This window comes from Chitinispirillales bacterium ANBcel5 (assembly GCA_029688955.1).
In the GTDB taxonomy this organism is placed as follows: Bacteria; Fibrobacterota; Chitinivibrionia; order Chitinivibrionales; family Chitinispirillaceae; genus Cellulosispirillum; species Cellulosispirillum alkaliphilum.
On record JARUKZ010000032.1, the window covers coordinates 1 to 13936 of the forward strand.

Sequence of the window (13936 nt, forward strand, 5' to 3'; positions counted from 1 at the left end):
ACAGCCGGGCAAAGAGTTCTATGATTGGTTTTACCACTGGATCCTCCTGCCCAGAGCATAATTTTATTGACATCGGTATAGCTATCATATATTTAGTACACGCGGTTTAATCACGCACTGTAACATTGTAGTAGATGATTTACTTCCAAATACCCGGAGTAAGCGCCCGGAAAAAGAATGTCAGGACTTGAAAGTTAAAAAACATATGGAAAGCGAAGTAACATTCATAGAATTAATCGAAAAAGCCAAACAGGTCTACAATCCAAGAAAAATATCATCATTTATCGAAGCTGGTGGTGTCTCTGCTGCTATTCTTACAGAAGATAACAACATCTACATCGGTGTATGCATCGATACCGCTTGTTCACTTGGCATGTGTGCCGAACGCAATGCTATCGCCAACATGATCACCAATAGTGAAAGCAGAATTAAAAAGCTTGTATGTTATGGTGGAGAAAACATTATTCTCAGTCCATGCGGAGCATGCAGGGAATATTTGATGCAGTTAGATAAAGAAAGCGGAAACATCGAAATATTAAAAGATATTCATGAAATGAAAACGGTTAAACTGGGAGATTTGGTACCCGATTGGTGGGGTACACGCTTTGAAAGTCGTTATTGATGCTTGTGGGTATAGTGTACTGATATCTATCGATTAGTGAAGTATTTTTTCTCTTTTTTCTTTCATAGTTCATCCTGACACAAATGAACACATTTAGTACCACCGTTGATGTTTATTGGACCACTCTATTTTGCTACCAAGTTCGAGTGTGAATTCGAACTTGGTAGCCGGATATCTCCTTTCATCCTCTGAGTAAAAAAAGAAGCCACCGGCTTTTTTTAAATACCATGTCTTTAAATCGAAGTTACCTCTAATCTAAATTCTATCTTCATAACAGCAAGAACAATTTTGACCAGTCCCATTGTAGTAATATATAGTAATAGTTTTATCTAATGCGATAGCAGCAGCTAGCACGTTAGCATACATAGCTTTTGCTCTACTATCAGTTACTAATCCAAGGGAATAAGCTGTGGAGCCATTGCAAATCCAGAATGAGTTTCCTCTATCTCCTCCACCAGATCGCCCGAGCCCATCCATACAAATCTTCAGAAGCGAAACAGCGTTACCTGGAATGCTACAATTAAAAAAAAACAAAAGTGACAGGTTCCGGCTTTAACCCTTATCGTTTCGGGTTTATGCTTTAGATACAATTTACACGGTGGGTGGTTGTTGCCCGATATGCCCTACATGCTTCTGCTCGCGTTAAAGGAATAGCATTAAAGGCCAGGTGTACACCTCACCATGGTCCGGGGGGATTTGATGAAATTCTTGCAAAGCGTCCCTATTTATCGGTCACTGAATTTATATTATAATCAGTATTAAGGGAGTGTTGTCGTAACAGGGATATTGCGTCGCTCTGCTTTTCAGTATTGTCGTATAAACACAAGCACAAAAGAACTTTCATGCTAGATTTTCTCTCATTGATCCCCTTCGCAGCATTTGCATTAAATCTATCGATGTTTTCCTATGTTCTTGGACAACGAAGAAACTCTCCTGTTATAAGGTCATTTCTGATCTATGCTTTTTTTATGTTTCTTGTACCGTTATTGGATTTTTTAGTCAAGCTTCCACTTCATGCAGCGGTTGTCGAATTTTTGCATTCTCTGATACTCCCAATCATTTTATCATTGGGGTTTTTGTTCCTCAACTTTGTTCTTGAACTAATTAAAGAAAAACGCAAAAAACTGTATTGGTTAAGTATGGTGATGTTCATTGTGTCGGTTCTGATCACTACGATTTTTCCGCCACTTGAAATTCTCCATTTACCGAACACCTATATTTATGTGCCTTCAGTATGGCTCGTTATTGCGTTCTTTCTGTCACTGATTATTTCTCCAGTCTATTCTTTGTGGTTGTGTATAAAACGTATTCAGAGAAGTAATGATGCTCAGCTTGTTAAACAGCTCAGACTGGTATTAATCGGCTCATTGATCTCCACAATGATATCGATCACAGCAATTTGCAGCCCTGTTTTTCTACAAACATTGTTCCTAATGCGTTTTGCATCATTAGGAATACTCATCAACACAGCTTTCCTTTTCTTTGCAATAAGAGTGCACCACCTTTTCTATGTTGATGTGGAGAAAGTGGAGCATTCATTCAATGTAATCTTTGAGAACGTTCACGATGCAGTTCTTCTTCTTGAAGCAAACGGATCTGCTGTTCAGATTAATTCAAGCGCCCGTAAGCTCTTTAATACTCCAGTAATGAAACTAACCCGTTCCTTTCTTGAGCAACATATTAAAGGATATAGTTTTATTCAGGATGGTGATGCTATTTCAGCTTCAATTTCAGACAACTTAGACACCAAAGATCTGATTATATCTCAATCACTTGTAAAAAGGTCAGATGCATCTTTTGGCAAACTGCTGATTATACATGATATCACAATGCAAAAAAGAGCTGAGCAGCAGCTGACACGTGAAAAGAACCTACAATCAATCGGACAGCTTGCTGCGGGTATTGCACATGACTTCAATAATTTCCTTTGCGGAATAGTTGCGAATATCTCGCTTGCCAGATTAGAACTGGACGCGAAAAGTAATGCAGCCCAGATACTCTCTCAAGGCGAAGCAACAGCACTTTCTGCACGCGGACTCACCAGGCAAATACTTTCATTTTCAAAAGGCAGTTCTCTTCCAGGAGAAATTTTTGAACTTAATGAGATCATCAAAGATACCGCTGAGTTTTCAACCAGGGGATCAGATATAAAACTGCATTTTGAAAGTGATCTAAATCCAGTTTTTATAAAAGGTGATAAGACCCAAATTCGCCAGGTTATTCAAAATATTGTTATAAACGCTATCCAGTCTATGCAACAGGGTGGAGATATAAAAATAAAGATTGAGAAAACAAAGGACACAAATACTGCTGCGGGTTTTAAACCAGGAAACTATCTTAAAGTGATCATACAAGATCAGGGATGTGGTATGGCACCTGAAATTTCATCCCGGGTCTTTGAGCCCTATTTCACTACTAAATCGACTGGAAGCGGACTTGGACTCGCTGTAGCCTATTCAATTATAAAAAATCATAAAGGAATTCTCACGATAGATTCTAAATTAAACCAAGGAACTACCAGCACTATTTTTCTTCCCATTACTGAAACACAAGCACCGGTAAAAACGATCCCGGAAGATCTCAGGGTTCAGACATCAGGCCGTATTCTTCTGATGGATGATTACGCCCCGGTTCGCTTAAGTTTGGCCCTGCTACTTAAACGACTTGGGTTTTCTGTGGATGAAGCATCCTCAGGTGACCAGGCACTAAAAATTTTTAAAGCAGCACACCGTGAAGGAAAAAGGTACAGTGCTGTAATTACAGACCTTACAGTACCAAACGGCATGGGTGGTTGTCAGCTTGCAAAACAACTACACCTCATAGATCCGGCACTGATAATCATTATATCAAGCGGATACAGCGAAGAAGTAGAGTTTTCAGACTACAAAAGCTATGGTTTTGCTGCAGCTCTGCATAAACCCTATAATATTAATGAGCTTAAAAAAGTACTGGCATCAGCACTACCCAAAGAGGTCAACCCCTGATACTCTTTTCTGATACTACAGTCACAGACTTACCCAAAACTATTTTATTTCTTGAATTTTCGTAATTTACTTCGTATAATTAAGTAGTAATCACTATTCATTTACCCCATCGCCTCTATGAAAGTGAATTGCTATGACTCAGAATTCTACTCCAGAAAGAAAATTATCTACAGATCAGCCAAAGAATGTTCATGAAGACTATTACGACAAGAATAAAGATGAACTGAGAAAACGTTTTCCTAAAAGAAAAACAGACGATAAATTGGCGTACCTAAAACAAGTAGTTCTTGTTTTTGGCAGTGCTATCATCATTATCTCCTCACTCATCAAAAAGATACCTCTTCATAAAAGCTTCACCGAAGTTGCAGGTTGGGATGTAACTATTTTATGTTGCGTAATCAATTTGACATTCGCCTATGCATTTGGTTTTGCTGCGGTTGTAGATGATTGGTGGTTCTTTTTTCCCGACCTGTTTACCGGCATTATATGGCAAATTGGGGATGGGCAGATGATCCTGGGAGATGTTCTCTTTTATCCACTTGCGGTTATTATGGGACATGTAACGGTCATAGTAACAGTCAGAATGAACAATCCGATAAGTAATGCAAAACTCGACGCATTGCTCAAAACAGCTTTTTATATGATCTTGTTTACTATTACTTTTTTCGGTATAATTTTCGGTTCCACAGTGTTTAAGGGGATGATTCTATGGCTCTATCTACCATTTGGACTCGCAGGTCTTTTCTTTTACAAGCATTATAACGCGTTTCAACTCTGGGTTACCACAATTGTCTTTGTAACAGTTGAAATTCTTTGGGATGTTGTGGCCCGGGTTCAGGGGATCTGGATATTCCCCGATTCCTCAACTCACCCGGGACTCTATTTTAACGAAATTGAACTCTTTAGCATTCTCAATTTTCCCGTTATATGGCAACCGGAAATGACACAGATGTCCTTCATCTCAGGGCTTATATGCCTGGTTTTCTTTCACCTTGCGCGTATGCTGCTTAATAAACCAGATTTAGCAGAAAGGCCAGGACCATGAACTTCCCGCTCTATTTGGCAATTGACGGGGGGCTTTGCATTGTGAGCATTGCTTTGCTTTTCCCTCTTTTTAAACGGCTCGACATAATAGAGAAAAAAGCATTCATTTTTACGTTTCTTCTGCTCTGTATCCTCTCGTCTGGATTTCAATACATCTGCCTCATCCGTGTAGAAGCCTGGTTTGTACACCCCGAGAACACATGGCTAATTCCATTACGAATTGCCGGTTCCCCTGTTGAAGAGTACCTGTTTTGGTACTCTTTTGCCCTGCTTATGCTTGAGTTTTATCTTTACCCAAGAGTGTATTTAAGATCAAAAAGGATAACCAAACCCGAACAATGCAAAAGTTTATACCTCAAAGCGCAATAACTCCAATCCAAAGGGGGATGTAGTGGAATGGTTTCTGATATCATGGGTGGCTGGAAGCTGTGTTGTTGCTATCGCTATGATTCTATTAACCGGTCTCAAAGTCGATCTCAGAGCCGCACTGCTATGTGTTGCAACTACATTCACACTGCTCTTTATCATTGAGCAGTATGCCACGTATGCAGGTATTTGGTCCTGGAACCCTGATGTTTCTTTGATAATGATCGGACGGGTGCCGCTTGAGGAGATGATGCTTTATATTACCTCTCCTACTTTAACAATTCTCTTTTTTGAGGGGTTTAGATGGTTATTGCCACCACAGAGAAAAGACTGCTCATAGGTAAGTATGTCGGAGCGCTTAGTTGGTGCAGGAGAAAAACTTAAACACTCAAGTAAAATGACCGGGGTAATTAAAAAAATGTGTCTTATATTATCACCGGCATAAAAAAGCCGCTGGGGCAAGTGCCCCAGTCCAAAGGGATACGGGAATGTTACTGGCAGAAGTAAGCATTCCGCTATCCACTACGCCGGAATTTCGGCTACCCCTTAAATGCGGTCGTACCCATCCTGCAGAGCAACTCCTTTGAAAGCCAAATGCTGTATTTACAAACGACGCACGGGTAAAACGCGCCAGGGGGGACGGAAGGTGGCACTTTCTTAAGTGCCAGTGCCCTCAAAAAAGCGGAGTCCTCGCAGCGCTACAACCGAGGCACCGAGGAGGTACGACGAGCCTGGAGGACATTGTGCCCGAATGGGTAGAACCGGTGCCGTCCGCGGCAGGCGCCCAGGATATTATGGTTATACACCAAAATGCAATCAGTAGATATGAAACACCTGGTATTGGATTATCCTTTTGCATTGTACACAGCTCCAAAACGCCTGAATTAGGAACTGAAAATCCCCTTGGCAAAGAAACCGTCATTTTCTTCTTCCACCCGGGATTATGGCATAAGAGCTCCCCGGCACACCATTAGCTCTTCATTTAATAAAGAAAACTGTGGGGACAAAAAACTGAGGAGCAACAGAAATGAATATCGGATTTATGGGCATGGGCCGTATGGGCAGCAGAATGGTGACTCACCTTATTATCGATGGCAGCAACGATATTTTTATCTATAACCGAACCAAATCCAAGCTCCAGCCGCTGCTCTCTATGGGAGCAAAAGCGACCGATTCCCCTGCGGAGCTGGCAGACAGGGTATCACTTCTGTTCACCATGCTTTCGGGCCCCGAAGCGGTTGAAGAGGCTGCAATCGGGGAACGGGGTTTCTTAAGCGCCCTTAAAGAAAACTCCATATGGGTAGATTGCAGCACCATTAACCCCGAATTTGCTAAAAAGATGTCAGATGCTGCAGGTAGTGTGGGGGTTCGCTATGTCGATTCACCGGTCGGTGGCTCTTTGATCCCCGCTCAAAAGGGTGAGCTTGAGTTTTATGTCGGTGCAAGCCATAACGACTTCGAAGCGATACGCCCTGTTCTGGAAATGATGGGGAAACGAGTAACGCACATGGGACAAACTTCCATGGGTGTAGCCATGAAAATGGTTCACAGCCTTCTACTTACCGGTACCATGTTTCTGGCCAGTGAGGCACTTATCCTGGGCGAAAAAACAGGATTATCCAGGCAACAACTTTTAGAAACCCTACTGCAAAGTCCGGTATCCCCACCTTTTCTGCAGTCAAAACGCCAAAACTTTGAATCAGGATCACATCACACCCACTTTGCACTGAATCTTGCCCTGAACGATCTTCACCAGATACAATCCACAGCGTTTAACGCCGACGTAATTCTCGGAGCCACATCGGCCATTAAGGAGTTTTTTGCCTGCGCAAACAATGCCGGGCTCTCTGAAAAGGATTTTTCTTCAATATACCATTTTCTTAAAAACCCCTCTGAGAGGCAATAAAGAACACCATTTAACCTATACTATGCAACAGGGGTTTAGGGCAATGCAGAAAATCATAAATTTCCGCACACCTGACTTTTGTTTCATCCCGTCTCTATTTATCTTTTTGCTGACACAGCAGTTTCAGAGAAACCGGAAAGCTTAGTACCTGTGAAAAACAGCACCAAAAAATATCAGCGCATCGATAAAATTCTCTCAAACCTTGGTTACTGCAGCAGAAGCAAAGTTAAAGAGTTGCTCTCTGAGCACAGAGTTTCAGTGATGGGCAAAGTGATAAAGAATCCATCACTGAAGGTTGAGCCATCACAGGTAGTAATCGATAATGAGGCGCTGGATCATCCCGATGGGATAACGATACTTCTCAACAAACCTGCCGGATATGTATGTTCTCATAACAGTAGTGAGGGTCGTAGAGTTTATGATCTGCTGCCCGAACGGTGGATGAAAAGAAACCCGGTACCTGTAACTGCAGGACGTCTTGATAAAGATACCACCGGTGCACTTTTGATTACCGATAACACCCAACTTGTCCACAGGCTAACCTCTCCCAGGCAGCACGTACAAAAAAAGTACCGTGTCACAGTAGACAAACCACTTAACGATACCCTTATAGTGCTGTTTTCTTCCGGGACACTAACCTTACCGGGTGAAGAGAAACCCTGTCTTCCAGCAGACCTTACCATTATCGATGAGTATACAGCTGATTTAACCCTTACCGAGGGTCGATATCATCAGGTAAAAAGGATGTTTGCTACACAGGGCTATAGTGTAGAGGCGCTTCACCGCATGAGTTTTGCAGAGTATACTGTAAAAGGTTTAAAGGAGGGTGAGTGGGTAGAGCTGTAGAGAAGAGTTTAGTGTCTTAAAAAGCAGACATATCCAGTTGATAGGCAGTCTGATCGCAGGCGCCGCCACTTTCATTACACTGCCTTAGAAAACTTTGCCAACTTTGAATAGCAATCTGCAGATTTTCTGAACTGGGGTTTTCCTGATACATATTTTTGCGCACCGATGCCAGGTGGTAGGGCACTTCAAAGGAAAGAGTATTTGAAAAACGTGAAGTAGTGTTATTGATTCTTGTAAGAACTCGTTCAGCTTCGCTGTAACGTCCTCTGGCATTGCGGCTAAGCGCCTCAAGCATTAACCAGAACGGATCATTTACACTGTGTTTTTCAAGTAATTTTTCTGCTTTGGCAATTAGGCCCTGTTCAATATAACTATGCACCAGAAATACGATAAGAGAGTCAGCAGATTCGCTACCTTTGATTTCATAGCCGTTCTCAAGATTTGGGATAGCCCTGAGAAAGTTTCGGGAGTTGTAATGAGCTATCCCCTGTCTGAGATAGGTAAGGTATTGCTCATTGGTTTCGTCCTGCTCCTCAGAGGCCGCGTCCGTTGGGGTTGGTTGTCTTTGTGAAGGCGTTCTTTGTACTGCTGTTTGTGGAACGGTTTCAGTTTTGGTCTCAGCCACCTCTGGCTTCCGCTGTTTAGTTTCGTTTTCCTCTTGAGCCTCTTGCTTGTCAGGAGTTTGAGTTTCAGCTATCGTGACCTCTTTGGTTGCCGATCCTGGCTGTCTGGAAAAAAAGAGGTATACGCTGAGTAAGAGCGCGCCCAAAAGCAGAAATGAGAGTGGCAGCAGTAAAACCATGGGAGATTTTCTGGGTGGTGCAATAGGAAAGTCTATCGTGTGTTCCTGTGTGCTACTTTTGATTATGGTATCCGGTGTCTCTGCAGTGATATCTTTAAGTACAGTCAATACATCTTTATCCAGTTCAGATGCGTTTTTGTAACGCTTCTCCCTGTTTACATCCATCATTTTTTTCACGATACGAATGATTGGCTTAGGAGCATTTATTTCATCATACACTCCCCGTATCTTCATGCCTATAAGCTCATTTAGTACTCTTTGAGGGTACGCTTTCTTCCCCGCGATCAGCTCATACAGCACACACCCTAAGGAATAGATGTCACAGCGGCTATCCAGTTTATCCTTACTGAACTGTTCGGGACTAAGATAGGCAAATGTTCCGATTAGTTTTGAGCGGGTAGTATGAATGCTCACTTCATTTGGTCTTGCGATACCAAAGTCTGCAAGCTTTACTGTGCCGTTTGAAGCGATGAGTATGTTGGCAGGTTTAATATCCCTGTGAATAACCCCCTCATAGTGCTTTCCATAGAGGCTTATTTTCTGGTTCCCCGCATAATTGAGTGCTTCGCAAACATAGTGTGTTATGGAGAGAGCAAGGTGAGCAGGGAGGGTTCCGTTTCTTGCGAGTAGTTCATTTAATGAGATTCCATCAACAAATTCCATCTCTATGTACGGTATTTCTCTCCAGAATGAAAACCCGTACACATCAAGGATATTTGGATGACAGAGATTGGCGCTAATCTTGGCTTCCATTTCGAGCCGGTTTTTACATTCAGCACTGTAACCGGGCTTTAGGATTTTTATTGCTCTTATGACCTCTAATTGCTCGTGGAAGACCTTGTATACATCAGAGCTCCCCCCACTCGCGATAAGTTCAAGTATGCGGCAATGCCCAAGCTTCTCATTTACAGTGGGTCTCGGCGCAACATCTGTAAAGCAATAATCCATCTTCGTTTCGTGACTTTCTGTAATGTGCGAAATCAACGGAAGATCTAAAAAATTCAAACTATCAGGGATAGCTATAAGATCCTTCAGACCTTCAAGTACTATCTTACCAATATATGAGCACGTTGTTCACCGGTCAAACTGATTTCCCCAAAAGCAGTAGTGAACCGTTTCGAATCAGTATTCATTATAATATATATTAATGTGGCAGGGGTGTGAGGTTTGAAATAGCAATTAAGTTTCAGGGTTTCATACAGGTGCTGATCAGCAAACTACGTTGTAACCTACTGTTGTGGTTTTAGTTACAGCGCAAGCCGGGCCAATCACCCAAAACGTTTCTTGTATCCATCGGGAACACATGTTTTAACTTCAGTATGCACCCTAATCAGGCTCTCCTTTTACCAGTTAAACTGAGTGAGTACAAAGCCGCCACCATAATCTTAATCTAGTCAAAGCAGTAGTTTATTCTTCAATAGATCAGGGGCGTTAATAATTTAAATGTAGCCATTAATTCTATGCAGGTTATAAAAAAATATTGCGCTAAAATCATAGTTTTACCTTCTCTCTCTAAAATGCACACTTGTAATAGTGCCAAGAAGTAATTATTTTAAGCATCTTCTTTTTATAGTTTCTTTCACAATGTTCAGGAGGACAAATGCGTCGTTTTTTTACCTCAGAAAGTGTGTCTCAGGGGCATCCTGACAAGGTTTGCGACCAGATTTCAGACGCGGTACTTGATGCTATGCTTGCTCAGGACCCAAATTCACGGGTTGCTTGCGAGACATTGGTTACAACCGGTCTGGTTGTTGTTGCAGGAGAGGTCACAAGCAAAGCCGTAGTGGATATACAGGAGATTGTGAGAAAGACTATAAGGGAGATCGGTTACGATAAGCCCGCGCTTGGTTTTGAAGCAGATGGTTGTGGGATACTCACAGCACTTCACCAGCAGTCCCCCGATATTTCTCAGGGAGTTACACAGGGTGAGGGACTACATAAAGAGCAGGGGGCCGGTGATCAGGGGATAATGTTTGGCTTTGCCTGTAATGAAACCGACGTATGTATGCCTCTTTCCATTCACTTCTCCCATAGAATAGTAGAAGAGCTTGTTAAGTTACGCGAGAGTGGTGAAATCCCCTATCTTCGTCCGGATTCAAAGTCTCAGATTACAGTCGAGTATGATGACCTTACACCCAAGCGCGTAGACACCGTAGTAATCTCCACACAACACGATCCGGATGTTGAACACGCGACTATCAAACAGGATATGATAGAGAAGGTAGTAAAAAAGGTAATTCCTGCTGAGTTGCTTGATTCTGATACGACCTATCATATTAACCCCACCGGCAGATTCGTTATTGGTGGTCCTCATGGTGATTCGGGTGTAACCGGAAGAAAAATCATTGTTGATACCTACGGGGGCTATGGTGCTCATGGCGGTGGAGCGTTTTCCGGAAAAGACCCTTCAAAGGTAGATAGAAGCGCCGCGTATGCTGCACGATGGGTTGCCAAAAACGTGGTCGCATCAGGACTTGCCACCCACTGTGAAATTCAGCTCAGTTATGCTATCGGTGTTCCTGAACCACTCTCAATCCACGTGGACACTTACGGGACTGGTAAATTATCGGAGCTTGAAATCTGTGAAGTGATAAGAAAGGTGTTTGATCTTACACCCGCGGGTATCATTGAAAAACTCGATCTGAAGCGCCCGATCTACAGAGAAACAGCGCGTAACGGGCATTTTGGCCGTGAATTGCAAGATTTCACCTGGGAAAAAACCGATATGGTGGAACAGATCAAAAAAGAGGCCGGGCTTTAAGCTGGCGCTTAAATGTGCAGTTCATCATTATGAGCTGCTTAGTTGAGCAATTTAGAATTTTAACATATATGGTTCCGCACCTGTACAACGCTGTACTTAGGGACGTGGATAAAGGATTCAAGGTTGATACCCGGCTCGCGCCAGTCGCGATCTCCGGGTTTTTTTGTATATTTAACCTTAAAAAAACACAATTTTTACCAGGTGGAATCGAAACACCTCTTATGTTAGGAATATGCTTACAAAAAGGTGTTTTTAAATAACTGCATCTTTTTGAGCTGGAGTAATTTTATGACTAAAATACTAAAAAAAGAACAGCTTTCAGATTCAGTATGGCGCTTTCGTCTCCAGGCGCCTCGTATCGCAAAGAAGAGAAAAGCCGGACAATTTATCATTTTAAGACCATCGGGCGATAGTGAGCGAATTCCTCTCACCATCGCCAATGCAGATCCTGCAGCAGGATGGATTGAGATTATATTTCAGGCCGTTGGCAAAACGACCATGATCTTACGGGACCTTAAAGAGGGGGATTCAGTACTGGATCTTGCCGGCCCTTTGGGTAAACCAACCCATATCGAAAATTTTGGTAAAGTGTTATGTATCGGTGGTGGAGTTGGTGTTGCACCTCTTTACCCGATCATAAGCGCTCTGTACGAAGCAGGCAATGAAGTAACATCTGTTCTGGGTGCAAGGACCAAAGATCTTCTAATTCTTGATACGGAGATTTCAGAGAAATCTTCACGTACTCTTATCGCTACCGATGATGGATCGGCGGGGAAAAAGGGGTTTGTATCGGATGTATTCAATGAACTGATCTCAAATGGTGAAATTTTTGACGCGGCGTTTGTGATCGGACCGGTTATGATGATGAAAGTAACCACATCGCTGACAGTCAAAGCCGGCATAAAAACATACGTTTCCTTAAATCCTATAATGATTGACGGAACAGGGATGTGTGGCGGCTGCCGTATTACGGTAAATGATAAAACAAAGTTTGCCTGCATCGACGGACCTGAGTTTGATGCATCAGGAATTGACTGGGATGAGATGGTGAAAAGGCTTGGTAGTTATAGAGATTTTGAAAGTGATGCCCGGGACCAACACACGTGCAGATTGGAAGGTAAGTAATGAGTAATACAGAGGTAAGCAGAAAAAAAGCAACACGAGTACCTATGCGGGAGCAGGATCCTGAGCGTAGAGCAAGAAATTTTTCTGAAGTCCCTCATGGCTACTCAGAGCAGGAAGCAATGGAAGAAGCAAAACGCTGCCTTCAATGTAAAAAACCACTGTGTGTTGACGGATGTCCTGTGAATGTAAAAATTCCTGAATTCATTAAGTTAATTGCGGATGGCAAATTTGCTGAAGCAGCACGAAAACTAAAGGAGACCAACGCACTTCCTGCTGTGTGCGGCAGAGTATGTCCACAGGAAGAACAGTGTGAAATACGTTGCATTCTGCAAAAGAAAGGTAACGCTATAGCAGTTGGAAACCTGGAACGATTTGCCGCCGACTGGGAACGTGACCACAATGCGGTGAAACTTCCTGAAATCAAACCTTCTAACGGTAAAAAGGTTGCCATTGTTGGTTCTGGTCCTGCAGGTCTTACCTGCGCGGGGGAGCTTATCAAAGAAGGGTTTGATGTAACAATTTTTGAAGCGCTGCACGAAGCCGGTGGGGTGCTGGTGTATGGTATACCGGAATTTCGCCTGCCTAAAGAAATTGTAAAACAGGAAATAGACTACCTTACAAAACTTGGTGTGAAGATAGAGAAAAACTTTATTATCGGAAAAATAGCTACAATTGATGAGCTACTCACCGAAGAGGGTTTTGACGCGGTATTTGTAGGAAGCGGCGCGGGCCTTCCTTCATTTATGAAAATTAAGGGAGAAAACAGTATAGGTGTCTACTCTGCAAACGAATACCTTACCAGAAGCAACCTCATGAAAGCTTTTGAAAAAAACTCCCCTACCCCTATTATGAAGGGGAAAAAAGTTGTAACAGTTGGTGGTGGTAATGTAGCAATGGATGCTGCACGGACTGCAATAAGGCTTGGTGCCGAAAATTCCAGCATCGTTTACCGTAGAAGCGAATCTGAAATGCCGGCTCGTGTCGCCGAAGTTCACCATGCAAAAGAGGAAGGCATCGAGTTTAATCTTTTATGTAATCCGGTTGAAATACTTTCTGACGACAAGGGGTTTGTTAAAGGTATTAAGTGCATAAGGATGGAACTTGGAGAACCCGATGCCTCCGGAAGAAGAAGGCCTGTACCTATCGACGGAAGCGAGTTTATGATCGATTGTGAGGTGGTAGTAATAGCTATTGGTAATAGCCCAAACCCCCTTATACCCGAAAGTACTCCTGAACTTGAGATTTCCAAGTGGGGGACAATCGTAGCGGATGAAACCACTGGTCAAACATCAAAAAAATATGTTTATGCGGGTGGTGACATCGTAACAGGTGCAGCCACAGTTATTTTAGCAATGGGTGCGGGAAAAATCGCAGCGGAAAACATTTGCAAAGATCTTAGAGATCAAAAACAATAATGATTACTCAAGCCTCCGAAGTACTTTGGGGGCTTTTTCGTTTCACTTATCTGTCTTAGCCTCCT

Annotated in this window: 11 protein-coding genes; 10 read left to right on the forward strand and 1 reads right to left on the reverse strand. The window is 42.7% G+C overall.

Annotated features, from left to right (window positions below; translation table 11 throughout):
* Positions 1–187 precede the first annotated feature (187 nt).
* The 7 genes from QA601_14565 (at position 188) to QA601_14595 (ending at position 7768) form a co-directional block, all read left to right on the forward strand.
* Entirely contained in the window at positions 188–622 is a 435-nt protein-coding gene (locus QA601_14565; GenBank protein ID MDG5816315.1) for a cytidine deaminase, read from the forward strand.
* Positions 623–1464: 842 nt separating this feature from the next.
* Complete coding sequence (locus QA601_14570) at positions 1465–3606, forward strand: ATP-binding protein (protein MDG5816316.1); 2142 nt, start codon at positions 1465–1467, stop codon at positions 3604–3606.
* Between the two features lie 133 nt (positions 3607–3739).
* The gene (locus QA601_14575) at positions 3740–4651 is read left to right on the forward strand and encodes a hypothetical protein (GenBank protein ID MDG5816317.1); all 912 of its coding nucleotides are present in this window, start codon (positions 3740–3742) and stop codon (positions 4649–4651) included.
* Positions 4652–4692: 41 nt separating this feature from the next.
* Positions 4693–5019 (forward strand): hypothetical protein, encoded by a 327-nt coding sequence (locus QA601_14580; protein MDG5816318.1) that lies wholly within the window; start codon positions 4693–4695, stop codon positions 5017–5019.
* A 22-nt stretch (positions 5020–5041) separates the two neighbouring features.
* Positions 5042–5356, forward strand: coding sequence for a hypothetical protein (locus tag QA601_14585; protein MDG5816319.1), 315 nt, complete (start codon positions 5042–5044; stop codon positions 5354–5356).
* Positions 5357–6043: 687 nt separating this feature from the next.
* Positions 6044–6922 (forward strand): NAD(P)-dependent oxidoreductase, encoded by an 879-nt coding sequence (locus QA601_14590; protein MDG5816320.1) that lies wholly within the window; start codon positions 6044–6046, stop codon positions 6920–6922.
* Between the two features lie 150 nt (positions 6923–7072).
* Complete coding sequence (locus QA601_14595) at positions 7073–7768, forward strand: pseudouridine synthase (GenBank protein MDG5816321.1); 696 nt, start codon at positions 7073–7075, stop codon at positions 7766–7768.
* Between the two features lie 16 nt (positions 7769–7784).
* Here QA601_14595 and QA601_14600 read toward each other — a convergent pair whose 3' ends face one another.
* Positions 7785–9518, reverse strand: coding sequence for a protein kinase (locus QA601_14600; GenBank protein MDG5816322.1), 1734 nt, complete (start codon positions 9516–9518; stop codon positions 7785–7787).
* Positions 9519–10170: 652 nt separating this feature from the next.
* Here QA601_14600 and metK point away from each other — a divergent pair.
* The 3 genes from metK to gltA all read left to right on the forward strand — a co-directional run bounded on the left by metK (position 10171) and on the right by gltA (position 13871).
* A complete protein-coding gene (gene metK / locus QA601_14605; GenBank protein ID MDG5816323.1) occupies positions 10171–11331 on the forward strand; it encodes a methionine adenosyltransferase in 1161 nt (386 codons plus the stop codon).
* A gap of 288 nt (positions 11332–11619) precedes the next feature.
* On the forward strand, positions 11620–12456 hold the full coding sequence (locus QA601_14610) for a sulfide/dihydroorotate dehydrogenase-like FAD/NAD-binding protein (protein MDG5816324.1): 837 nt from the start codon (positions 11620–11622) through the stop codon (positions 12454–12456).
* On the forward strand, positions 12456–13871 hold the full coding sequence (gene gltA / locus QA601_14615) for an NADPH-dependent glutamate synthase (GenBank protein ID MDG5816325.1): 1416 nt from the start codon (positions 12456–12458) through the stop codon (positions 13869–13871). Before QA601_14610 ends, gltA begins: the two co-directional genes overlap by 1 nt.
* Positions 13872–13936 lie beyond the last annotated feature (65 nt).